The organism is Oceaniglobus sp. K40-3 (assembly GCF_055808395.1).
Genome location: NZ_CM147868.1, coordinates 2,404,668 through 2,429,386, shown reverse-complemented (window position 1 = coordinate 2,429,386; position 24,719 = coordinate 2,404,668). Strand labels below are relative to the sequence as shown.

Below are 24,719 nucleotides of genomic sequence, written 5' to 3'. Positions count from 1 at the left end.
GAGAGAAATGATGCGCGCCATCGCGCAAAATTCGGGAGGGAATTTACCATGAACAAGATGCTTTTTGCCGGGGCAGCCGTGATCGCGCTGTCCACGGGCATGGCACAGGCGCAGGCCGATCTGCCGTTTGCCCCGGGCGAGGGTGATTTCAGTTGGGACAGCCTTGAGCCGATCAAGGACATGGATCTGAGCGGTCAGCAGTTGACGGTGTTTGGCCCATGGCTTGGCCCGGATCAGGGGTTTGTTGAAAACGTTCTGGCCTATTTCGCTTATGCGACGGGCGCCGATGTGCGCTATACCGGGTCGGACAGTTTTGAACAGCAGATCGTCGTCGATGCCGAGGCAGGATCGGCCCCCAACGTCGCCGTATTTCCCCAGCCGGGGTTGGCCAAGGATATGGCCGCACGGGGTTTTCTGACCCCGCTGGGCGATGAAACCGCCGATTGGGTCAGGGATAATTACGCCGCCGGGCAATCCTGGGTCGATCTTGGCACCTATAAGGACAAGGCAGGCAACGACGAATTGTTCGGCTTTTTCTACAAGGTCGATGTGAAATCTCTGGTCTGGTACAGCCCCGAAAATTTCGAGGATGCCGGTTACGAAGTGCCCCAAACCATGGAAGAGCTGAAGGCGCTGACCCAGCAGATCGTGGACGACGGCGAAACGCCTTGGTGCATCGGTCTGGGCAGCGGGGGCGCCACGGGGTGGCCGGCCACCGACTGGGTCGAGGATATGATGCTGCGCACCCAGCCGCCCGAGGTTTATGACGGATGGGTCACCAACGATGTCAAATTCGACGACCCGCGCGTTGTGGCCGCGATCGACGAATTCGGTTGGTTCGCCCGCAACGATGCCTTTGTCGCCGGTGGTGCCGATGCCGTGGCCAGCACCGATTTCCGTGACAGCCCCAAGGGTTTGTTCTCATCACCGCCGCAGTGCTACATGCACCGTCAGGCCAGCTTTATTCCGGCCTTTTTCCCCGAAGGCACCATGGTGGGGGCCGATGCCGATTTCTTCTATTTCCCCGCCTACGAGGAAAAGGATCTGGGCAAGCCGGTGTTGGGCGCAGGCACGCTTTGGGCCATCACCAAGGACAGCGAGGCGGCGCATGACCTGATCAAATTCCTGGAAACGCCCCTGGCCCATGAATTGTGGATGGCGCAATCGGGTTTCCTGACCCCGCACAAGGGCGCGAACACCGATCTGTTTGCCGACCCGACGCAAAAGGCGCTGAACGATGTTCTGCTGAATGCCACGACCTTCCGCTTTGACGGGTCCGATCTGATGCCGGGCGGCGTTGGGGCCGGTTCGTTCTGGACCGGAATGGTGGATTATGCCGGGGGCGAATCCGCCGCCGATGTGGCCAAGGCCATTCAGAACAGCTGGGACGCGCTGAAATAAACGGTGCATGATCCGGGGCGCCCGCGCGGCGCCCCGTGATCGCATGCGGGGCGGTTTCGCCCGCCCCGCGCAATCCGGGCATCAGACCCGAATTCAACGCCACGGGGGGAAGAATGCATCCAGCGCTTCAGGGTCTTTTGACCATTGTGATCGGCGTCGGCGGTTGCGTCGCTTATTACTATTTTTCCAATCAGTTTCTGGACAAGGTTCTGTTTCCGCCCCGGGGCAAACACGCCGGGCGCAACATCAACCGCGCCAATCTGATCCGCCCGTGGTTGTTTCTGGCGCCCGCGCTGATCGCGCTGGGGCTTTATCTGGCCTATCCGGTGGTTGAAACCCTGCGCCTGTCGCTGACGGATCGCAGTCAGGGCGGCGCGTTTGTGGGCCTTGCCAATTACCGCCAGATGGCCGCCGAGCCGAAATTCTGGGAGGCGCTGACCAATAATTTCCTGTGGTTGCTGATCGTGCCGGCGTTTTCGACCATGTTCGGCCTGTTGGCGGCGCAACTGACCGACCGGATCAAATGGGGGGCGATCGCGAAATCCCTGATCTTCATGCCCATGGCGATTTCCTTTGTCGGGGCGGCGGTGATCTGGAAACTGGTTTATGACACCCGCCCTGTGGATCAGGAACAGATTGGCGTGATGAACGCGATCTATCTGGCGCTTGGCGGGGCTGAACCGCAACAATGGCTGACCAATCCGTTCTGGAATTCGCTGTTGCTGATGGTGGTGCTGATCTGGATTCAGACCGGTTTTGCCATGGTGATCCTGTCGGCGGCCCTGCGCGGTATTCCCGAAGAAACCATCGAGGCGGCGATTGTCGACGGTGCCAACCCGTTTCAGGTGTTTTTCAAGATCAAGATGCCGCAAATCGCCACCACCATCGTTGTGGTCTGGACGACCATCACCATCGTCGTTCTCAAGGTGTTCGATATCGTCTTTGCCATGACCAACGGCCAGTGGGGCACGCAGGTTCTGGCCAATTACATGTATGATAAATTGTTCCGCGCCAACGATTGGGGCGTGGGGTCGGCCAGCGCGATGATCATCATGCTGCTGGTGTCACCGATCCTTGTCTGGAACGTCTATAGCGCCCGCAAGGAGATGCGTTGATGGATAACATTGCCGGAACCAAATCATCGCTGACATGGGCGGTTCACATCTCGGTTGTCGTGCTGGTGGCCCTGTGGCTGTTCCCGACCGTGGGCCTGTTGGTCAGTTCATTCCGCACCGCCGATCAGATCGCGACATCGGGCTGGTGGCGGGCGATGTTTCCCTCGGAACAAAACCTGATCCTGCGCACCGCACCGCCCGCCGATCAGGTACAAGAGGGTAATCTTTACGTCACCCAGGGCAATCTGTTCGTGGAAGACGGCAAACCGCGCCCCGATGCGACAATCTCCGTCTGGGGCACATCTTCGCGCGATGTGGCCGCCTATAAGGTGGGCGAAACCGTCGATATGGGCGAGGATGGCCGTTTGACCGTGCAAAAGAACGGCGATTACCGGCTTGAAGGCGACACCGAATTCAGTGGGCGGCGCGGCGAACGGGTGTTTGTCACCGCCAAAACCCCGCCGGAATTCACCCTGCGAAACTATGAAAACGTGCTGTTTGACCCTGACAACCGCGAAGGCATGACCAAGGCATTTTTCAATACCCTGACGGTGACGATCCCGGCGACGATCATCCCCATTCTGGTGGCGGCCTTTGCGGCTTATGCCCTTGCCTGGATGGATTTTCCCGGGCGTTCCCTGTTGATTGCCGCCGTTGTTGCCCTGTTGGTGGTGCCGCTGCAACTGGCGCTGATCCCGCTGTTGAAGTTTCACAACGAAATTGGCATCGGCAAGGGGTATCTGGGCGCGTGGCTGGCCCATACCGGGTTCGGGTTGCCCCTGGCGATCTATCTGTTGCGCAATTACATGGTGGGATTGCCCCGCGACATCATTGAAAACGCCAAGGTGGATGGCGCGACGGATTTTCAGATCTTCGTGAAAATCATCCTGCCCCTGTCTTTTCCCGCCCTGGCCAGTTTCGCGATCTTTCAGTTTCTCTGGACATGGAACGATCTTCTGGTCGCGCTGGTGTTCCTGATCGATTCAACCGGCGAAACCACGGTGATGACCAAACAGATTGTTGAATTGTTGGGCACCCGGGGCGGAAATTGGGAAATTCTGGCAACCTCGGCCTTTGTGTCGATCTCGGTGCCGTTGCTGGTGTTTTTCATGATGCAGAAATATCTCGTGCGCGGCCTGTTGGCCGGCTCGGTCAAGTAAGGAACTATAATGAGCTTTGTTGAACCCCAAACGGCTCCGGCCATTGTGACCGGGGCGCCGGACAAGGATTGGTGGCGCGGTGCGGTGATCTATCAGATCTATCCGCGCAGTTTTCAGGACAGCAACGGCGATGGCGTTGGCGATCTGGCCGGGATCATCCACCGACTGCCCCATGTGGCGGCTCTGGGGGTTGATGCAATCTGGATTTCGCCGTTCTTCCGTTCGCCCATGCTGGATTTTGGGTATGACGTTTCGGATTACCGCGATGTCGATCCGATGTTTGGCACCCTGGGCGATTTTGACGCGCTGATGGAACGGGCGCATTCGCTGGGGTTGAAAGTGCTGATTGATCTGGTGCTGAGCCACACCAGCGCGGAACACCCCTGGTTCAAGGAAAGCCGCGCCAGCCGCGACAATGGCAAACAGGATTGGTACGTTTGGGCCGACCCCAAACCCGATGGCAGCCCGCCCAACAACTGGCTGTCGATTTTTGGCGGGTCCGCCTGGGAATGGGATGGCGAGCGGATGCAGTATTACCTGCACAACTTTCTGGCCCAACAACCAGACCTGAACTTTCACTGCCCGGCGGTGCAGGACGAACTGTTGGATGTGGCGCGTTTTTGGCTCGATCGCGGGGTTGACGGGTTTCGCCTTGATACCGTCAATTTCTATTTTCACGACAAGGAATTGCGCGACAACCCCGCCCTTGCGCCCGAGTTGCGTAACGCCAACACCGCCCCCAGCGTGAACCCCTATAATTTTCAGGATCACCTCTACGACAAGACCCAGCCCGAGAACCTCGAATTTCTGCGCCGCCTGCGCGCGGTGATGGAGGAATACCCGGCGATCACATCGGTGGGCGAGGTGGGTGAAAGCCAGCGCGGCATGGAAACCCAGCGTGACTATACCGCCGGTGACGATCTGCTGCACATGGCTTATGATTTCGATTTCCTGTCCGGCGTCTATCCTTCGGGCAACCGGATCAAAGAGGTGCTGGAACGGTTTGACAGGATCGTGACCGAGGGCTGGGCCTGCTGGGCGTTTTCCAACCACGATGTGGAACGCCACGCCAGCCGGTGGAATTTTTCCGAAGGCGCGCGCCGTCTTTACGCCGCCGTGCTGCTGTGCATGAAAGGCACCATCTGCCTGTATCAGGGCGAAGAACTGGGCCTGACCGAGGCTTACGTCGCCTATGAGGATTTGCAAGATCCCTATGGCAAACAATTCTGGCCCAAATTCAAAGGCCGCGACGGGTGCCGCACACCGCTGCCCTGGGTCCGTGACAACGCCAACGGCGGGTTTTCCGATGCCAAACCATGGCTGCCCATGGCCGTCGATCATCTTGAACGGGCTGTTTCGGTGCAGGATCAGGATGAAAATTCAACGCTGGCCTTTTACCGCGCGCTGATCGCGTTTCGAAAGGCGCATATGCCGCTGATCAAGGGTAATCTGCGGGTGGTTGCCGCCGATGATGATATTCTGGTGTTGATCCGCAGTTATGACGGCCAAGAGGTGCTTTGCGCCTTCAACCTGACCGATGAAACGCAGCCGCTGACGCTGCCTGAGGGCAACTGGCAACAGGATAAGGGCGCACCGTTTCGGGCAGGAAAAACCGAACGCGGGGTGCTGTTACCGCCCTGGCAGGCCTTTTTCGCCCTGCGTGAACCGGCAAAGCAAGAGATGATTTAAGGGAGCGAGACATGGCCGATCTACTTTTGACAAATGTTGGCAAAACCTATGGCGGCGCGGTTGAAGTTCTCAAGAACATCAATCTCGATATCAAACGGGGCGAATTGATCGTGTTTGTCGGGCCGTCGGGCTGTGGCAAATCCACCCTTTTGCGGATGATTGCAGGGTTGGAAAAGATCACCAGCGGCGAATTGCAGATCGACGGTCAGGTGGTGAACGATGTGCCCCCGGCACAACGGGGCATTGCCATGGTGTTCCAAAGCTATGCCTTGTACCCCCATATGACGGTGCGCGACAACATGGCGTTTGCCCTGAAAATCGCCAAGAAATCGAAGGAAGAGATCGACGAAGCCATCGCCGAGGCCAGCCGGATTCTGCAACTGGAGCCCTACCTTGATCGCCTGCCCAAGGCGCTTTCGGGGGGCAGCGCCAACGGGTGGCGATCGGGCGTTCGATCGTGCGCGACCCCAAGGTGTATCTGTTCGACGAACCGCTTTCCAACCTTGACGCGGCCCTGCGGGTGGCGACGCGGATTGAAATTGCCCAGTTGAAAGAGGCGATGCCAGACAGCACCATGGTCTATGTGACCCACGATCAGGTCGAGGCGATGACCCTGGCCAGCCGCATCGTGGTGTTGGCGGGGGGCGGCATTGCCCAGGTCGGCACGCCGCTGGACCTGTATGAAAGGCCCGAAAATGAATTCGTGGCGCAGTTCATCGGCTCGCCCGCCATGAACCTGTTGCCGGGCAAGATCACCGGCACCGGGGCGCAGACACGGGTTGCCATGGAGGCCGGGGGGATTGCGCTTTCCGATTATCCGTCCCATGAGGCGGATATGGGGGCCAGCGTGAATGTTGGGGTGCGCCCCGAGGATCTGGTGGAAACCGACGGTGACTATCTGTTTGAGGGAACCGTGAACATCACCGAGGCCCTGGGCGAGGTGACGTTGCTGTATTTCGACCGGGTGGACGGGGCGGACCCGGTGATCGGCAAACTGGCGGGCATCCATTCCAACCTGCGCGGGCGCAGCGTGAAACTGACCGGCGATCCGTCGAAGGTGCATCTGTTCCACAAGGGGGAATCCTTGCTGTATCGCCCGGGTGGGTTGGCAAAAACGGCAACGACAACGAACCTCAACGTGGCAGTGCATTAAGCGGCGCGCGCATCGCTCCCTTGCGGTCGCTCTTTGCGAGAAGCGACCGCAAGGGAGCGCCGAGCGCCCCCGTTTCAGGCCAGACCCGGCAACCAAAGCACGATGGCCGGAAAGGCCACCAGCGTCGCGATGGTCAGGGCATCGGCCACAAAGAACGGTGCCACGCCCTTGAACACATCCTGCACCGAGATGTCATCGCGCACCCCGGCCACCACGAAACAATTCAACCCGATAGGCGGCGTGATCAGACAGAACTCGGCCATTTTCACCACCAATATCCCGAACCAGATCGCACACATCGGCCCTGACATGCCGAACGCGCTGTCTGCCGCCGCCACGTCAATGCCGCCGTTCAGCGCCATCACCGCCGGATAGACAACAGGCAGGGTCAACAGCAGCATCCCGATGGCATCCATGAACATGCCCAGCACCGCATAGGCCAGCAGGATCAGCACCAGTGTCAGCATGGGCGATTGGTGCAGCCCCGCGATCCAGTCGGCAAAGGCATGGGGCAGGTCGGCAAAACCCAGAAAACGCACATAGATCAGCACGCCCCAGATGATGGAAAAGATCATCACCGCAAGTTTTGCGGTTTCCAGCAGGGCATTGCGGAATTGCGTCCATCGCATCCCGTTCCACAGGGCGATCAGGAACACCACGAATGCCCCCAGCGCGCCGCCCTCGGTGGGCGTGCCCCAGGCATCGCCGCCAAAGGGGTTGTAGATGAAAAAGATGATGATCACGACCACGAACAGAATTGGCAGGGCCGGGGGCAGGGCGGCGAACCGCTGACCCCATGTGAACCCTTTCACCGGCGGCCCGAACCGGGGCAGCACCAGCGCCATTCCAACGATGAGCGACCCATAGATCACCGCCGAAACGACCCCCGGCACGAACCCGGCCAGCAGCAGTTTGCCCACGTCCTGTTCAACGATGATCGCATAGATCACGAGGATGGCCGAGGGCGGGATCAGCGAGGCCAGCGTGCCCGCCGCCGCCACCACCCCGGCGGCGAATTTCTTGTCATAGCCCACAGCCAGCATTTCCGGGATCGCGATACGCGCGAACACCGCCGAGGTGGCAACCGAGGCACCGGAAACGGCGGCAAACCCGGCAGTGGCAAACACGGTGGACACCGCCAGCCCACCGGGCAACCAGCCGACCCAGCGTTTCGCCGCCTCGAACAAGGCCTGCGTCAGCCCGGCGTAATAGGCCAGATAACCGATCAGGATAAAGGTTGGGATCAGGCTGAGCGCCTGTGACGAGATCTTGGAATGGGGCACCTGACCGGCGGTTTTCACCGCCACCGTCAAGGCCCAGAGAAAATCATCGCCAGCATATCCTTTCTTGGCCCAGAATATCCAGATCAGCCCCACAAGGCCCGCCAAAGCCGCGGCAAAGGCCACCCGCATTCCCAAGATAACCAGCACCAGCATCCCGATCGAGACGGCGATTCCGATGTCGATAGGCTCCATCAGCGTGATCCTTTCGGGGCGCCACTGACCGTTTCGGCCTCGGCGGCGGCGATTTCAGCGGCGCTTTGCACCAGAGGCACCGCGACGGGTTCGCTCAGGCCCAGAACAAAGGCCCGCCCATAGCCCCAGAGTTGCAGCACCAACCGCAGGCACAGCACCGAAAACGCCACGGGCACCAACAGTTTCGCGGGCCAGAGCGGCAGGGAAATATCCATTGAACTGTCGCGTGACCAAAGCGGCGCGCCGAAATCGAAACTGCGCTGGAAATGCGCCCAACTGCCCCAGACCAGCAGCACCATCAGCACCAGAATGGCAAAGGTGGTGATGAATTCCACCAGCCACAACACCCGGCCCCGCAGGGCGCCCACCACCATATCCATGCGGATATGCCCGCCAAGACGCTGGGTGAACGACACGCCCATGAAGGCAATCAGCGGCATCGCCTGTTCGATCCAATCAACATAGCCGCGCAGGGGCGCATCAAACAGGTTGCGCCCTCCCACCGTCCACACAGCCATGAGCATCAGCGAAAACACCGCCAGCCCCGACACCAGCGCCAGCGCGCTTTCAACGCGAAACAGCCCGCGATCAAGGCGTGACAAGGTTGATGTGTCTTCCAGAACGGCGGCGCCACCGGCCATGGGCCTGCTCCTGCATAGGGAAAATCACCCCGGACCGCGCGGCCCGGGGATTGACGGCTGCGATGCTGTCGTGCTTACGACCCGTTGGCGACCATACCGGTCACAAGATCATAAAGCTCTTGCGCGGGCAGGCCCTTGGCGGTGTTTTCCTCGATCCAGGCCTTGGCGGCGGGGGCGGCGGCCTTTTCCTTGAACGCGGCAAGCTGGTCGTCGGTATAGGTGATCTGTTCGATGCCCTTTTCCTCAAGCAGGGGCCACCATTTCGCCATGGTATCGTTTTCGTAATAGTCGATGTAATACTGCATCGCTTCATCCACCGACCCCAACAGTGCCTCGCGTTCACTGTCGCTGAGGCTGTCCAGTGCGTCGGTGTTCACCACCACGGGGCAGTTGACCGTGCCGGGGTTCAGGTTGGTGGTCCACCATTTGGCGTTTTCCGTGGTGCCAAACGACATATGGGCATGAGGCGCAAAAGACACAGCCCTGACCACGCCTGAATCCATCGCCTGGCGCACTTCGGTGGCCGACATGGAGGTGGGAACGGCGCCCACGGCCTCCATCGCCGCGCCGATGCCGCCAGTGGCGCGCACCGACATGCCTGCGAAATCGGCCAGCTTGTGGGGGGCGTCACCGACACCGATCAGGTTGTATTGGGGCAGGGGGCTGGGCATCAGCAGGGTGGCATTCCAACGGGCCAGATCCTTGACCACGGCGGGGTGTTTGTAGACCGCCATCGAGATCGCGTTTTCCTGTTCCAGGTTGGTTATGCCCAGAAACGGCAGCTCCATCACCGTGATCGAAGGGTTCTTGTCGGCATGATATCCGGCACAGAATTGCGCCATCTCGAAAGCGCCGATCGAAATCCCGTCGAGGTTCTCGCGCGAATTGCTCAGGCCACCGTAAGAGATGTTCAGGGTGAATTCGCCATTCGTCTTTTCGCTTATCAGTTCACCAAGCTTTTCCACATGTTCGGTGAAGGCGCGCCGTTTGCCCCAGAGTGAGACATTCCATTCCGTCGCCATCGCTTCGGTGGCAAAGGCAGTTGCGAGGGCGGCAAGCGCCACCCGGCCCATCAGCTTGTTCATTTTGTCCTCCCAGACGTATTTTATAATTTTGTTGCGCCTGCAGGATAACGTGGGATGGCGCGTGGTCAAACAAAGAAAACCGGCGCGCCGGCCGTGTGGACATTGGGCTTGGCAAATGCGGCGCTGCATGGTGATGTGCGCGGGTAACAGCCGGAGAAACCGATGCCCGTTCCCAAGAACCACCTTAAATCTGCCCTTGCCGAGGGCACATTGCAGACCGGCCTGTGGATGGCCTTTGCCCATCCGACGGCTGCCGAAATCGCCGCCCGGTCGGGGTTTGACTGGTGCCTGATTGATTGTGAACACGGCCCCAACGACCTGCCGCTGGTGCTGTCGCAGTTCCAGGCGATGGCGTCGGGCCCGTCTTCGGTGGTGGTGCGGGTGGCCGAGGCGGATGCGCGGTTGATGAAACAGGTGCTGGACATCGGAATCCAGACAATTCTGGTCCCGATGGTGAACACCGCTGACCAGGCTGCTGAAATGGTCCGTGCCACCCGCTATCCGCCCGAGGGTATTCGTGGCGTCGGCGCGGCACAGGCGCGGGCCACGGGTTTTGGCGAGGCAAAGGATTATGTCCATGTGGCGGGGGATGAAATCTGCCTGATCGTTCAGGCCGAAACCCGCGAAGCCATCGCCAACATAGGTGACATCGCCGCCACCCCCGGCATTGATTGCGTGTTCATCGGCCCTGCCGATCTGGCTGCGGACATGGGGCATCTTGGCAATATGGGCCACCCTGACGTTGTCGCCGCCATCGAGGGTGCCGTTGCCAAGATCCGCGCCGCCGGAAAGGCCGCAGGTATCGTAACCTTTGACACAACGCGGATCGGATATTTTGCCGGTCTTGGCTTTACCTTTCTGGGGGTGGGCGGCGATGTGGCCTGTTATGCGGGGGCGTTGAAAAATTTGGCGCAAACCGCCAGGGACGCCGCCGGTTGAGCCGAGGGAATTTGAGTATTTGGATCAGTAAAAAGCCAGGGGCCTGATTGGTTGCCCGCAGCGTGATTGGAGGGGGCGGGCAAATTTGCCAATGGCCCTTTCCTTTTCGTGCTGTGCGTGCGAAAGGGACGCGTCAAACGAAAACTCCACCGAAAGGCTTTCCCATGGAGATCTCGCGAGGCGCTTACCTTCGACGATGTCCTTCTTGTTCCGGCTGCGTCCAGCGTGCTGCCCAGCACCGCCGACACCCGCACCTGGGTGACCCGGAGCATCGCAATGAACATTCCTTTGCTGAGTTCTGCCATGGACACCGTGACCGAGGCGCGCATGGCCATTGCCATGGCGCAGGCCGGTGGGATCGGGGTAATTCACCGCAATCTGGACATCGAGCGGCAGAGCGAGGAGGTGCGCCGGGTAAAGCGGTTTGAATCGGGTATCGTTTATAACCCGATCACCCTGACCCCGGATCAGACCTTGGCCGATGCCAAGGAATTGCAGGAGCGGTATCACGTCAGTGGGTTTCCGGTGGTTGATCAAAAGGGGCGCGTTGTCGGTATCGTGACCAACCGCGATATGCGTTTTGCGGGCGACGATGCCACGCCGGTCAGAACGATGATGACGAGTGATGATCTCGCGATTCTGCATGAACCCGCCGATCTGGACGAGGCGCGCAGCCTGATGCGGGCGCGGCGGATCGAAAAGCTGTTGGTCACGGATGGGGCGGGCAGGCTGACCGGTCTTTTGACCCTCAAGGACAGCGAACAGGCGGTGCTGAATCCGCAGGCCTGCAAGGACCAACTGGGCCGTTTGCGGGTGGCGGCGGCCAGCACCGTGGGCGATGCCGGTTATGAGCGCAGCCAGGCTTTGGTTGATGCCGGGGTTGATATCATCGTGATTGATACCGCCCATGGCCATTCCGAAGGGGTGGCGCGGGCGGTTGAGCGGGCCAAGGGCCTGTCAAACGAGGTGCAGATCATCGCGGGCAATGTCGCCACAGGCGAGGCCAGCCGCGCCCTGATTGGCGCTGGCGCCGACGCGGTAAAGGTGGGTATCGGCCCGGGCAGCATTTGCACGACGCGGATGGTGGCCGGTGTCGGGGTGCCGCAACTGACGGCGATCATGGATTGCGCCAAGGCCGCCGGTGACGTGCCGGTGATTGCCGATGGCGGGATCAAGTTCTCGGGCGATTTCGCCAAGGCGATTGCGGCCGGGGCCTCTTGCGCCATGGTTGGCAGCATGATTGCAGGCACCGATGAATCCCCGGGCGAGATGATCTTGTATCAGGGGCGGTCCTATAAATCCTATCGTGGTATGGGGAGTCTTGGTGCCATGGCGCGGGGCAGTGCCGACCGGTATTTCCAGAAGGATGCGGCAAGTGACAAGCTGGTTCCTGAGGGGATCGAGGGGCAGGTGGCCTATAAGGGATCGGCGGGGGCCGTGGTGCATCAACTGGTGGGTGGGCTGCGGGCGGCCATGGGCTATACCGGCTGTGCGACGGTGGATGAGATGCGCCGGAACTGCCAGTTCGTCAAGATTACCGGCGCCGGTCTGAGCGAAAGTCATGTGCATGACGTGCAGATCACGCGGGAATCTCCGAACTATCGTATCGGTTGATATCAATGCATTACAGGATGATCTTTGCGCGATACATTAAGTCATGACGCCGGGCGCGCGGATTGCGGCGGCGATCGGGATCATGGATCGGGTATTGGAGGGCGAGGCCGCTGAACGCGTCCTGACCACCTGGGCGCGCCAGAACCGTTTTGCCGGCTCGGGGGATCGGGCCGCGATCCGCGATCATGTGTTTGACGGGCTGCGCTGTCTGGCCTCTGCCAGTGCCATGGGGGGGCCAGAACGGGGCGGGGTGTGATGTTGGGCGTGGTGCGGCAAAGCGGACGTGACCCGGCCGACCTGTTTACCGGGCAGGGCCATGCGCCCGCCCCCTGAGCGCCGCGGAACGCATTGTGCCCGCAGCGCCACAGGGGGATGCCGCGCTTGATTGTCCTGAATGGTTGTCACCCCTGCTGCGGGAGTCTTTGGGCGATGATTTTGCCCCGGTCATGACGTTGCTGCAACGCCGTGCGCCGCTGTTTTTACGGGTTAATCAGGCCAAAACCGATGTGGAAAGCGCCCGTGCGGCGCTGTTGCGTGATGGTATCGAAACCCGGCCCGGGCCGCTGTCGCCCTTCGCGCTGGAGGTGACGGAAAACCCGCGCCGGGTGCAGAACAGTCAGGCGTTTACCGAGGGGATGGTGGAAATCCAGGATGCCGGCAGTCAGGCGATTGCCAACGCCGTTCCGCTGGAGCCGGGCCGGCGGGTGCTTGATTTCTGCGCCGGCGGTGGTGGGAAAACCCTTGCGTTGGCCGCGCGATGCCCTGATGCGCAGTATTTTGCCCATGACGCCGACCCGCGCCGCATGGGGGATCTGGGGCCTCGCGCCCTGCGGGCGGGCGCCAGTGTTACCGCGCTTGCCACCCCGGAGTTGGCGCAGCATGGCCCCTATGATGTGGTGGTGGTTGATGCCCCCTGTTCGGGCAGTGGGGCGTGGCGCCGCTCTCCCCAGCACAAGTGGGCGCTGACCGCTGATGGATTGTCCAGGGTGCAGCGGATCCAGTCTGAAATCCTGACGCAGGCGGGCGCATTGGTGACGCCCGGGGGCACTCTGGCGTACATGACATGCTCGTTGCTTGCCGGTGAAAACGACGGTCAGGTCGAAAAGTTTATCGCCAATTGTTCGGATTTCCGGGTCTCGGGGCAACACCGCCTGACACCACTTTCGGGTGCGGATGGTTTTTTCCTTGCAATTCTAAGGCGATCATAAATCATTCAAGCCTGTTGCCACGGAGCCAGCGCGGATGTGTTGAATGTTTGCATTAATGAACATTTAACCAATGCCGGGCATGGCTATTGATGTGTTTGACTTGAAAACAAGGCTTCCTTTGACTGATTTTGTTGTCCCCCCTACTGGAGTCGTGCAAACGGCAGATGGTCTTTCGGCGCGTGCGCCAGCCCTGTTCATGTTGGCGTTGGCGCTGGCCGGGCTTGGCGGGGTCATGCCCGCTGATCGTTGGCGCGCGGCGGTTTGGTTCATCGCTCTGACCCTTGCCATGCTGGGGGTGATCCTGTTTTTGCTGTCGGCCCGTCGCATTCATCGGGCGCGGGTGCGCCTTTCGGTTTTTGAAGAGTTCACCCAATTTGAACCGGGCGCGGTTGTTCTTTCGGATCGGGCGGGGCGTATCGAGGCGCAAAATTCCACCGCGTGTGATATATTTGCCCTGCACCCCGGTGATCACGCGGCGCGGCTGCTGGATTACATGGCGGCGACGCCGGGCGCACTGTTTCACGACCTGCGCGGGCGGGCCTTGGGTGTGGGGCGCGCCGAAGAGCCGGCCAGTGGCCCGAACGGGGCTGAGGGTGTGATTGTAACCCGGGTCGGGCAGGACGGGCTGTTGTGGCGGTTTGGCGTCGCGGGACGCGCGGATGATTTGGCGGATAATGGCCCGGATGCCCAGGCATCACCGACCGCGGCTGACGTGCCAGCTGAAACCCATGCCCCCCATTCCGACCTCTATCTTGAAAATCTGCCCGTTCCGATCCTGCAAATCGCCCGGGACGGGACGGTGGAACAGGCCAACCGCCGGGCGCGGCGACTGTTGGAAGACACTGATATCGTTGGGCAACCCCTTGCATCCGTTGTCGAGGGGCTGGGCCGTCCGATCCGCGACTGGCTGGGCGATGCGTTTGACGGGCGCGGGTTGCATCGCCCCGAAGTGGTGCGCATGACACCGGGCAAGGTTGATCTCTATCTCCAGATTACCCTTGGCCAGATCGGGTTTGAGGATGGCATGAAACTGGTGGCGGTACTGCATGATGCGACCGAGCTGAAAACGCTTGAGGCGCAGTTCGTACAAAGCCAGAAGATGCAGGCGATCGGTCAACTTGCCGGGGGTTGCCCATGATTTCAATAACTTGCTGACTGCGATCAGTGGGCATTGTGATCTTTTGTTGTTGCGCCGCGATGAGATGGACCCTGATTTTGCCGATCTCGAACAGATCAATCAGAACGCCAACCGCGCCGCCAGTCTGGTTGGTCAGCTTCTGGCGTTTTCGCGCAAGCAGAACTTGCGTCCCGAGTTTCTCGATCTGCGTCGCACCCTTGCGGATCTGACCCATCTTCTGAACCGGCTTGTGGGCGAGAAAGTGGACCTGTCCTTCTCCCACGATCCCGCGCTGATGCCGATCCGGGCTGATAAGCGGCAGTTGGAACAGGTGATCATGAACCTTGTGGTGAACGCACGCGACGCCATGCCGTCGGGCGGGCAGATCACCATCGAAACCCAGGTCGAAAGCCTGACCGAACCCATGGGACGCGACCGCGTAATCGTGCCTGCGGGGGTCTATGTGACGGTGCGGGTACGTGACCGAGGGGTCGGAATCACGCCCGACAAGCTCCCCAAAATATTCGAGCCGTTCTTTACCACCAAGAAAACCGGCGAGGGAACCGGGCTTGGCTTGTCCACGGCCTATGGGATCGTCAAACAGACCGGCGGGTTCATCTTTGCCGACAGCACACCGGGCGAAGGGTCGTGCTTTCTGCTGTATTTTCCGGCACATCGCCAGACCGAAATGGAGACAGCCAAGGTGCGCCCCGGCGCCCCCTCCAAACCTGTGCAGGCAGGCGATGGCGTGGTTCTTTTGGTCGAGGACGAGGCGCCGGTGCGTGCCTTTGCGTCGCGCGCCCTGCGCTTGCGCGGCTATACGGTGATCGAGGCCGAGAACGGCGAGGAGGCAATTTCGATTCTCGAAGACAAGACGCTGGCGGTGGATATCTTCGTGACCGATGTGATCATGCCCGGCATGGACGGGCCGTCCTGGGTGAAAGAGGCACTGTTGACCCGCCCGGACACCAAGGTGGTTTTTGTCTCGGGCTATTCCGAAGAAAACCTGGCGGAAACCCAGGCGAGTATTCCAAATTCGATCTTTCTGCCCAAACCATTTTCGCTGACGCAACTGACTGCAACCGTTCTGGCGCAACTAAGCTGATCCTGCGGCATGCGCGGCGTTTTGAAAGTCGGACCCATGGTAAGGGTTGGTTAATCAATATGCGACAGGATGTTAAAGTTAACGGTTGAAATGTTCGCGCTTTGATCTCATAACAAGGCAAGAACAAGAAGCGAACACAGGCAGGCATTGCCGCCCGGACCCGGGTGTGGAATAAGGATGCGGAACATGGCAACGGCAAATCTTTTGGATATGACTGACAAGCGCAAGGCAGACAGACAGAAGGCGCTGGATTCAGCGCTGGCCCAGATCGAACGGCAGTTCGGCAAAGGCTCGATCATGAAGCTTGGCGCCGACAATCCGGTCGCCGAGATCGAAGCGATTTCAACCGGATCTCTGGGGCTGGACATCGCACTGGGGATCGGCGGTCTGCCGCGCGGGCGGATCATTGAAATTTACGGGCCGGAAAGTTCGGGCAAAACCACCCTTACCCTGCATGTGGTTGCGGAAGAGCAGAAAAACGGTGGCGTCTGTGCCTTCGTTGATGCCGAACACGCCTTGGACCCGCTTTATGCGAAAAAGCTGGGCGTCAATCTTGATGAACTGCTGATCAGCCAGCCGGACACTGGCGAACAGGCCCTTGAGATAACCGATACATTGGTACGGTCCGGCGCGGTCAGTCTGGTTGTTGTCGATTCTGTTGCCGCCCTGATTCCCAAGTCGGAACTTGAGGGGGACATGGGTGATTCCAGTGTCGGTGTTCAGGCCCGTCTGATGAGCCAGGCCATGCGCAAACTGACCGGATCCATCAATCGCAGCAAATGCATGGTGATCTTCATCAACCAGTTGCGCATGAAAATCGGTGTGATGTTTGGCAGCCCGGAAACCACGACGGGGGGCAACGCGCTTAAATTCTATTCCTCGGTGCGCCTCGATATTCGCCGGATCGGCTCGGTCAAGGATCGCGACGAGGTGGTCGGCAACCAGACCAAGGTGAAGGTGGTCAAGAACAAGGTTGCGCCACCGTTCAAGATCGTCGAATTCGACATCATGTATGGGGAAGGGATTTCCAAACGTGGCGAACTTCTGGATCTCGGGGTTCTTGCGGGCGTCGTGAACAAATCGGGATCGTGGTTCTCCTACGGTGATGAACGGATCGGGCAGGGCCGTGAAAATGCGAAACAGTTCCTGAAAGACAATCCAGCAATGGCGCTTGAAATCGAAGACAAGATCCGCGCCTCTCACGGATTGGATTTTGACGGTGATGTGTCGGAAGAAGACCCGATTCTGGACGACTGAAACAGTCGCCATCGAACAAAAGCGGGCCCGCGCCACAGCGCCGGGCCCTTTTTTCTGTCCCGCCCCTGCAATCCCCGTCAATCAGTGGACAGCCCCGCCGCAGCCCGCTAGATCAGAAAGGCTATTCCGCAACACCAGGACAGTTCGCCCCTATGCCCAGCTTGAATGAAATCCGTTCGACCTTTCTCGACTATTTCGGCCACAATCAGCACCGCATCGTCGCCAGTTCGCCGCTTGTGCCGCGCAACGATCCGACGCTGATGTTCACTGCGGCGGGCATGGTGCAGTTCAAGAACCTGTTCACGGGCGTCGAACATCGCGATTACACCCGCGCGACAACGGCGCAGAAATGCGTGCGCGCCGGGGGAAAGCACAACGATCTCGACAATGTGGGCTATACCGCCCGCCACCATACCTTTTTCGAAATGCTGGGCAATTTCAGCTTTGGCGATTATTTCAAGGAAGAGGCGATTCCGCTGGCGTGGGATCTGCTGACCAAGGAATTCGGCATCGACGCCAGCCGCCTGTTGGTCACCGTTTATCATACCGATGAAGAGGCAGTGGCGATCTGGAAAAAATACGCCGGCCTGCCGGACGAGCGGATCATCCGCATCGCGACCGACGATAATTTCTGGTCTGCCGGTCCCACCGGCCCCTGCGGCCCCTGCACCGAAATCTTTTACGACCACGGCGATCACATTCCTGGTGGCCCTCCGGGCAGCCCGGATGAGGATGGCGACCGGTTCATCGAAATCTGGAATCTGGTGTTCATGCAATATGAACAGCTTGAGGATGGCACCCGCCGCGACCTGCCCAACCAAAGCATCGACACGGGTATGGGGCTGGAGCGGATCGGCGCGCTGTTGCAGGGCAAGCACGACAATTACGACACCGATCTGTTTCGCGCCCTGATCGAGGCCAGCGCACAGGCCACCGGCACAGACCCGGACGGGCCGCAAAATGTGCATCACCGGGTGATCGCCGATCACCTGCGGTCCACCTCGTTTCTCATGGCTGATGGGGTCATGCCCAGCAATGAAGGCCGGGGGTATGTGCTGCGCCGGATCATGCGCCGCGCCATGCGTCACGCCCATTTGTTGGGCGCGAAAGATCCGCTGATGCACCGTCTGGTGCCGGCCCTGGTCACTCAGATGGGGCAACCCTATCCGGAACTGGGCCACGCCCAGGCGATGATTCAGGAAACGCTGCTGAACGAGGAAACCCGCTTTCGCCAGACCCTTGAGCGGGGTTTGCGGCTGTTGGATGATGAGCTGTCGGGCCTACCCGAGGGCACCGATCTGTCGGGACCGGCAGCGTTCAAACTCTATGATACCTTCGGTTTTCCGCTGGACCTGACACAGGATGCCCTGCGCGAAAAGGGCCGGGGCGTGGATACGGTGGGGTTTGATGCCGCCATGGCCGAGCAAAAGGCCAAGGCCCGCGCTGCCTGGGCCGGGTCCGGTGAAACCGCGAATGCAGCGATCTGGTTTGATCTGGCCGAACAGCATGGGGTGACAGAATTTCTTGGCTATGACGCCGAGCAGACCGAAGGCCAGATCCTTGCTCTGGTGATGAATAACGCCGCGACCGAGACTGCGGGTGTCGGCCAATCGGTGCAAGTCATCGTTAACCAGACGCCGTTTTATGCGGAATCCGGCGGGCAGGTGGGCGACACCGGCACGCTGGTCACGGCTGATGGCAAGGCACGGATCACGGACACGCGCAAATCTGCCGATTTGTTCATCCACATGGCCGAGGTGACCGAAGGCACCCTGCGGCGCGGTGCGGGTGCCACCCTTGCCATTGACAAGGATCGGCGCAGCCTGATCCGCGCGAACCATTCGGCGACCCACCTTCTGAATGAGGCCCTGCGCGAGGTGCTGGGCGATCATGTGGCACAGCGCGGCTCGTTGAACGCGCCCGACAGGCTGCGGTTTGATTTCAGCCATTCCAAGGGGTTGTCCCTGGAAGAAATCGCCCGGGTCGAGGCACAGGTAAACGCCTTTATCCGTCAGAACGATGCGGTTTCAACCCGGATCATGACCCCAGATGAGGCCCGCGCCCTGGGCGCGCAGGCGTTGTTCGGGGAAAAATACGGCGATGAGGTGCGGGTGGTGTCCATGGGGCGTGCGCAAACCGGCAAGGGCCACAGTGGCGATACCTGGTCGATCGAACTCTGTGGCGGCACCCATGTGACGCGCACGGGCGATATTGGCCTGTTCGTCGTGCTGGGCGACAGCGCGTCCTCGGCCGGGGTGCGCCGGATCGAGGCGCTGACCGGCGCCGCCGCGCTTGAGTATCTGCTGGGGCAGGATCGGCGGCTGGCGGAATCCGCGCTGGCACTGAAAGCCTCGGCTGCTGATGTGCCGGACCGGCTGCGGGCCCTGTTGGACGAACGCAAGGGATTGCAGAACGAGGTCGCGCAACTGCGCCGCGATCTGGCCATGGCGGGTGGTGCGGGGCAGGGCGAACAGCCGGGCACCGAAACCATCAACGGTGTGCCGTTCCTGGCCCAGAGCCTGAGCGGCGTCACTGGCAAGGATCTGCCGGGCTTGATTGATGCCCACAAGGCGCGGATTGGGTCGGGGGCGGTTTTGCTGATTGCGGACGCGGCGGGCAAGGTGGCTGTGGCGGCAGGTGTCACCGATGATCTGACCGGCACGGTTTCAGCGGTTGATCTGGTGCGTGTTGCCGTTGCCCCCATGGGTGGCAAGGGCGGCGGCGGACGGGCCGATATGGCCCAGGGCGGCGCCAAGGATGCCAGTGCCGCCGCCGAAGCCATCGAAGCCGCAAGAACCCTGTTGAAAGGATAAGTGATGACAGCTCTCTGGATTGCCCATGTAACAGTGACCGACGAGGCCGCCTATGGCGAATACGCCAAACGCGCCACCGGGGTTATTGCCGGACACGGGGGCGTGTTTCTGGCCCGGGGCGGGGCTTATGAAACCCTTGAAGGCCCGGATCGCCCCCGCAATGTGGTGGCACGGTTTCCCTCGGTGCAGGCGGCCCATGATTGCTATTACTCGGATGGCTATCAAGAGGCGCTGAGTTTCGCCAAGGGTGCCGCCCAGCGAGAGCTGTATATCGTCGAAGAAAGCGCTGGCTGAGGGTCTGGCCAGCATCACGGCGACCCGGCCCAAAGAAAGGCGCGCGCCTTGCAGCGCGCGCCAATCAATAATGTCGTGGCCCCGAAGGGGCCTCCGTTGGATCAGCCTATGGATTTGGCGTTACGCTTGCGTTCGTGGGGATCAAGGAACCGCTTGCGCAGACGGATGGCGTTTGGCGTTACTTCGACCAGTTCATCATCATCCACATAGGCGATGGCCTGTTCCAGGCTCAGGGTTACGGGGGTGGTCAGGCGCACCGCCTCGTCGGTGCCAGAGGCCCGCACGTTGGTCAGCTGCTTGCCCTTCAGGGGGTTCACCTCAAGATCATTCTCGCGGTTGTGTTCGCCGATGATCATACCGGTGTATACCGGCACCTGCGCGCCGATAAAGAACTTGCCGCGATCTTCCAGTTTCCACAGGGCATAGGCCACGGAAACCCCGGCCTCCATAGAAATCAGAACCCCGGCGCGGCGCCCCGGGATGGCGCCCTTGTGCGGTGCCCATTCGTGAAACACCCGGTTCAGCACCCCGGTGCCGCGCGTGTCGGTCAGGAATTCACCGTGATAGCCGATCAACCCCCGTGACGGTACATGGGCGATGATGCGGGTTTTGCCCACGCCGGCGGGCTTCATCTCTACCAACTCGCCTTTGCGGCTGCCGGTGAGTTTTTCGATCACGACGCCCGAGTAATCGTCATCCACATCGATGGTTGCTTCTTCGATAGGTTCGTGGACCACGCCGTCAATCTCGCGCAACAAAACCTGCGGGCGGGAAATCGACAGTTCGAACCCCTCGCGGCGCATGTTTTCGATCAGCACGCCCATCTGAAGTTCGCCCCGTCCGGCAACCTCGAACGCTTCGCCGCCCGGCGTGTCGGTCACCTTGATGGCGACGTTGGATTCGGCCTCTTTCATCAGGCGTTCACGGATCACCCGCGATTGCACCTTTTTGCCGTCCTTGCCGGCCAGGGGGCTGTCGTTGATGCCAAAGGTTACGGTGATGGTGGGCGGGTCGATGGGTTGGGCGGGCAGGGGGTCTTCGACCGCCAGGGCACAGATCGTGTCGGCCACGGTGGCCTTGGTCATGCCGGACAGGGACACGATGTCGCCTGACTGTGCCTCTTCGATGTCCTGCGGGGCCAGGCCACGGAACGCGGAAATCTTGGTCACGCGAAACTGTTCGATCTTTTGGCCGATGCGCGACAACGCCTGCACGGTCGCCCCAACCTTGAGCGTCCCTGATTCCACCCGGCCCGTCAGGATGCGCCCGACAAAGGGATCGGACCCCAGTGTCGTGGCCAGCATGCGGAACGGTTCATCGCGGTTCTTGATCTGCTTTGGGGGCGGAACATGGCGCACCACGAGGTTGAACAGCGCGTCCAGCGTCTTGCGCGGGCCGTCCAGCTCGGCGTCGCACCACCCGTTGCGCCCGGACGCATAAAGGTGGGGAAATCCAACTGGTCGTCGTCGGCCTCAAGGTTGGCGAACAGGTCGAACACTTCGTTCAACGCGCGGTCGGGTTCGGCGTCGGGTTTGTCGACCTTGTTCAGCACCACGATGGGGCGCAGGCCAAGGGCAAGCGCCTTTGACGTCACGAATTTGGTCTGGGGCATCGGCCCTTCGGCGGCGTCCACCAACAGGACAACGCCATCGACCATGGACAGGATCCGCTCGACCTCGCCGCCGAAATCGGCGTGGCCGGGGGTGTCGACGATATTGATCCGCGTGCCTTTCCATTCCAGCGATGTGGCCTTGGCCAGAATGGTGATGCCGCGCTCGCGTTCCAGATCGTTGCTGTCCATGGCGCGTTCGGCCACGGCCTGATTCGATCGGAACGAGCCAGATTGTTTTAAAAGTTCATCAACAAGCGTGGTTTTGCCGTGGTCAACGTGAGCGATGATCGCAATATTGCGAAGGTCCATGAGTGTTACCTTTTTCGGAGTTGCGGGGGCCATACCGTGCAACCGCAGAAAAGACCAGCCTTCGCGGCGCAATCCCGTCGTTTTTATGCGTCGGGCGGTGAACCGGCGCGGTCAGTGGGTGGCGCTGTTTGAAAACAGGTGGATCACCAGAATGCCCGCCAGGATCAGCCCCATGCCAAAAATCGCCGCCAGATCCAGCTTTTGGCCAAAAACAAAAAACCCGATGGCCGCGATGAACACGATCCCCAGCCCCGACCAGATGGCATAGACAATGCCAACCGGCATCGTCTTGAGCGCCAGCGCCATGAGCCAGAACGACAGCCCATAGCCAACAACCACGATCACCGAAGGCCAGAGGCGGGTGAATTGCTGACTGGCCTGAAGCGCGGTGGTTCCAATGGTTTCGGCCAGAATCGCAAAGAACAGGTAAAGATAATGGGCGGGCATGGTTCCTCGGGGTGTGAATGCCGTTTTGCCATACCCCAAGGACAGGGCCGGGGAAAGCGCGCGGCCCCCGGCGGGGGCAAAGAAAAGGGGCCGGAACGCCCTGCGCCCGGCCCCATTCACATCGGTGTGGCGCGATTACATCGCCTTGTTCAGGTTCTCGTCAATCTTTTCAAGGAACCCTTCCGTGGTCAGCCATTTCTGGTTCGGGCCGACCAGCAGCGCCAGATCCTTGGTCATAAAGCCGCTTTCAACGGTGTCTACGGTGACCTTTTCCAGTGTTTCCGCAAACTTGAGAAGCTGGGCGTTGTCGTCCAGTTTCGCGCGGTGCTTCAGCCCGCCGGTCCAGGCATAGATCGAAGCGATCGAGTTGGTGGAGGTGGCCTCGCCTTTCTCGTGCTGGCGATAATGACGGGTCACGGTGCCGTGGGCGGCTTCTGCCTCGACCGTCTGGCCATCGGGGGTCATCAACACGCTGGTCATCAGCCCAAGCGAGCCAAAGCCCTGCGCCACGGTATCGGATTGCACATCGCCGTCATAGTTTTTGCAGGCCCAGACATAGCCGCCGTTCCATTTCATCGCACAGGCGACCATATCGTCGATCAGGCGGTGTTCGTAGGTGATGCCGGCTTTTTCAAATTTCTCTTTGAATTCTGTCTCATAGATGTGCTGGAACAATTCAAGGAACCGGCCATCATATTGTTTCAGAATGGTGTTCTTGGTCGACAGATACACCGGCCAGCCCATGTTCAGGCCATAGTTCATCGAGGCGCGGGCAAAATCAATGATGGATTTGTCCAGGTTATACATGGCCATCACAACGCCCGAGATCCGGCGCGTCGAACACTTCGCGTTCGATTTCGGTGCCGTCTTCACCAACGAATTTGATCGTCAGTTTGCCCTTGCCGGGGAATTTGAAATCGGTGGCACGGTATTGATCGCCAAAGGCGTGACGGCCCACAACGATGGGTTTGGTCCAGCCGGGCACAAGGCGGGGAACGTTCTTGCAGATGATCGGCTGGCGGAAAATCACGCCGCCCAGAATGTTGCGGATCGTGCCGTTGGGGCTGCGCCACATCTGTTTCAGGCCGAATTCCTCGACCCGTGCCTCGTCGGGGGTGATGGTCGCGCATTTTACACCAACGCCGTATTTCTTGATCGCCTCGGCGGAATCCACGGTGATCTGATCATCGGTGTCATCGCGCGCCTGAATGCCCAGATCATAATATTTCAGGTCAATGTCGAGATAGGGAAGGATCAGCTTTTTCTTGATGAAATCCCAGATGATCCGGGTCATTTCATCGCCGTCCAGTTCGACGACAGGGTTTTCGACTTTGATCTTGCTCATGGGGGCGCCCCTTTTGTACGGATTCGGTTGGCCGTGGTTTAGCGTAACATCCGGACTGTGGAAAGGGGGTTGTATGCCAAGGTATACAACGTTTTCCGCCTTCTGTGCGCCAGCGCCCTGTTGCTGTGCGCGGGGGCAGGTCGACATCGGATTTCAAGAGCCTAAGTGTCGTTCAGACAACGCCAAAAACGCAGACAGGAGCGATTGATATGAGTAAGCCAAAGATTGCCGTGATCTTTTATACGACCTATGGCAACAACCACGCCATGGCCGTCGAGGCCGCCCGCGCCGCCGAAGAGGCTGGCGCCGAGGTGCGCCTGCGCCGTGCCGCCGAAACCGCGCCCAAAGAGGTGGTCGAGGGGCAGGAACCCTGGGCAAAGCAACTGGCCGCCATGCAGGACATTCCCGAGGTCAGCCATGATGACATGACATGGGCCGACGGTTATTATTTTTCGTCCCCCACACGTTATGGCAATGCCACCAGCCAGATGCGCGCGTTCATCGACACCCTTGGCCCCCTGTGGCAGCAGGGCAAACTGGTTAACAAGACTTTTACGGCGATGACCAGCGCGCAAACCCTCCATGGCGGGCATGAAACGACGCTCATGTCACTGTATATCACAGCGATGCATTGGGGGGCGATTCTGGTGCCGCCAGGCTATGCCGACGGGATCAAATTCGAGGATGGCGGAAACCCTTACGGATATTCCAAACCCGCAGGCGAGCTGGACGAGACAGGCCGCAAATCCATCGCCTTTCAGGCAAAGCGTCTGGTGGACACAACGGCCCGGTTGCTGGCCTGATCAGAAAGGGGCGCCGGGGAAACCCGGCGCACCACCCTACAGCACTTCTCGCAATACCTGAAACACTCAGTATCACCCAACGCGTTGAAATCTCTGATTTCAGGCAGTGTTGGGTGATACAGGTTTTTGCGAAAGTG

14 protein-coding genes and 5 pseudogenes are annotated in these 24,719 nt (G+C 60.2%); 13 read left to right on the top strand and 6 right to left on the bottom strand.

Annotation, left to right across the window (positions count from 1 at the left end):
• Nucleotides 1–48: 48 nt before the first annotated feature.
• The 5 genes and pseudogenes from AC0L7P_RS12610 to AC0L7P_RS12590 all read left to right on the top strand — a co-directional run bounded on the left by AC0L7P_RS12610 (nt 49) and on the right by AC0L7P_RS12590 (nt 6,518).
• Nucleotides 49–1,401, top strand: coding sequence for an ABC transporter substrate-binding protein (locus tag AC0L7P_RS12610; RefSeq protein WP_473433067.1), 1,353 nt, complete (start codon nt 49–51; stop codon nt 1,399–1,401).
• A gap of 113 nt (nt 1,402–1,514) precedes the next feature.
• Complete coding sequence (locus tag AC0L7P_RS12605; RefSeq protein ID WP_473433066.1) at nt 1,515–2,516, top strand: carbohydrate ABC transporter permease; 1,002 nt, start codon at nt 1,515–1,517, stop codon at nt 2,514–2,516.
• Nucleotides 2,516–3,676: a carbohydrate ABC transporter permease gene (locus tag AC0L7P_RS12600; RefSeq protein ID WP_473433065.1), complete on the top strand. Its 1,161-nt coding sequence runs from the start codon at nt 2,516–2,518 to the stop codon at nt 3,674–3,676. The genes AC0L7P_RS12605 and AC0L7P_RS12600 overlap by 1 nt, the downstream gene beginning before the upstream one ends.
• A 9-nt stretch (nt 3,677–3,685) precedes the next feature.
• A complete protein-coding gene (locus tag AC0L7P_RS12595) occupies nt 3,686–5,365 on the top strand; it encodes an alpha-amylase family glycosyl hydrolase (protein ID WP_473433064.1) in 1,680 nt (559 codons plus the stop codon).
• Nucleotides 5,366–5,376: 11 nt separating this feature from the next.
• Nucleotides 5,377–6,518 (top strand): annotated as a pseudogene (locus tag AC0L7P_RS12590) (ABC transporter ATP-binding protein).
• Nucleotides 6,519–6,592: 74 nt separating this feature from the next.
• On the opposite strand, the gene AC0L7P_RS12585 reads toward AC0L7P_RS12590, so the two are convergent.
• The 3 genes from AC0L7P_RS12585 to AC0L7P_RS12575 form a co-directional block, all read right to left on the bottom strand.
• The gene (locus tag AC0L7P_RS12585; RefSeq protein ID WP_473433063.1) at nt 6,593–7,993 is read right to left on the bottom strand and encodes a TRAP transporter large permease; all 1,401 of its coding nucleotides are present in this window, start codon (nt 7,991–7,993) and stop codon (nt 6,593–6,595) included.
• A complete protein-coding gene (locus tag AC0L7P_RS12580; RefSeq protein WP_473433062.1) occupies nt 7,993–8,634 on the bottom strand; it encodes a TRAP transporter small permease subunit in 642 nt (213 codons plus the stop codon). The genes AC0L7P_RS12585 and AC0L7P_RS12580 overlap by 1 nt, the downstream gene beginning before the upstream one ends.
• Before the next feature lie 74 nt (nt 8,635–8,708).
• Nucleotides 8,709–9,719 (bottom strand): C4-dicarboxylate TRAP transporter substrate-binding protein, encoded by a 1,011-nt coding sequence (locus AC0L7P_RS12575; RefSeq protein WP_473433061.1) that lies wholly within the window; start codon nt 9,717–9,719, stop codon nt 8,709–8,711.
• A 162-nt stretch (nt 9,720–9,881) separates the two neighbouring features.
• Between AC0L7P_RS12575 and AC0L7P_RS12570 the strand changes: the two genes are divergently transcribed.
• From AC0L7P_RS12570 to AC0L7P_RS12540, 7 genes and pseudogenes are all read left to right on the top strand, one after another.
• The gene (locus tag AC0L7P_RS12570; protein WP_473433060.1) at nt 9,882–10,658 is read left to right on the top strand and encodes an HpcH/HpaI aldolase family protein; all 777 of its coding nucleotides are present in this window, start codon (nt 9,882–9,884) and stop codon (nt 10,656–10,658) included.
• A 117-nt stretch (nt 10,659–10,775) separates the two neighbouring features.
• Entirely contained in the window at nt 10,776–12,272 is a 1,497-nt protein-coding gene (gene guaB / locus AC0L7P_RS12565) for an IMP dehydrogenase (protein WP_473433059.1), read from the top strand.
• Nucleotides 12,273–12,315: 43 nt separating this feature from the next.
• Nucleotides 12,316–13,480, top strand: a pseudogene (locus AC0L7P_RS12560) (RsmB/NOP family class I SAM-dependent RNA methyltransferase).
• Between the two features lie 493 nt (nt 13,481–13,973).
• Nucleotides 13,974–15,702: pseudogene (locus tag AC0L7P_RS12555) on the top strand (ATP-binding protein).
• A 186-nt stretch (nt 15,703–15,888) separates the two neighbouring features.
• Nucleotides 15,889–16,959 (top strand): recombinase RecA, encoded by a 1,071-nt coding sequence (gene recA, locus AC0L7P_RS12550; protein WP_473433058.1) that lies wholly within the window; start codon nt 15,889–15,891, stop codon nt 16,957–16,959.
• 152 nt (nt 16,960–17,111) lie between these two features.
• A complete protein-coding gene (alaS, locus tag AC0L7P_RS12545; RefSeq protein WP_473433057.1) occupies nt 17,112–19,772 on the top strand; it encodes an alanine--tRNA ligase in 2,661 nt (886 codons plus the stop codon).
• 3 nt (nt 19,773–19,775) lie between these two features.
• Nucleotides 19,776–20,066 carry a DUF1330 domain-containing protein gene (locus AC0L7P_RS12540; RefSeq protein ID WP_473433056.1) on the top strand — a complete coding sequence of 97 codons (291 nt, stop codon included), beginning with the start codon at nt 19,776–19,778 and terminating at the stop codon, nt 20,064–20,066.
• Nucleotides 20,067–20,167: 101 nt separating this feature from the next.
• On the opposite strand, the pseudogene typA reads toward AC0L7P_RS12540, so the two are convergent.
• The 3 genes and pseudogenes from typA to AC0L7P_RS12525 all read right to left on the bottom strand — a co-directional run bounded on the left by typA (nt 20,168) and on the right by AC0L7P_RS12525 (nt 23,779).
• Nucleotides 20,168–21,987, bottom strand: a pseudogene (gene typA, locus AC0L7P_RS12535) (translational GTPase TypA).
• A gap of 111 nt (nt 21,988–22,098) precedes the next feature.
• Nucleotides 22,099–22,434 (bottom strand): DMT family transporter, encoded by a 336-nt coding sequence (locus AC0L7P_RS12530; protein WP_473433055.1) that lies wholly within the window; start codon nt 22,432–22,434, stop codon nt 22,099–22,101.
• A gap of 135 nt (nt 22,435–22,569) precedes the next feature.
• A pseudogene (locus AC0L7P_RS12525) lies at nt 22,570–23,779 on the bottom strand (NADP-dependent isocitrate dehydrogenase).
• Nucleotides 23,780–23,988: 209 nt separating this feature from the next.
• On the opposite strand from AC0L7P_RS12525, the gene wrbA reads away from it, so the two are divergent.
• Nucleotides 23,989–24,582: an NAD(P)H:quinone oxidoreductase type IV gene (wrbA, locus tag AC0L7P_RS12520; RefSeq protein WP_473433054.1), complete on the top strand. Its 594-nt coding sequence runs from the start codon at nt 23,989–23,991 to the stop codon at nt 24,580–24,582.
• Nucleotides 24,583–24,719: the final 137 nt, after the last annotated feature.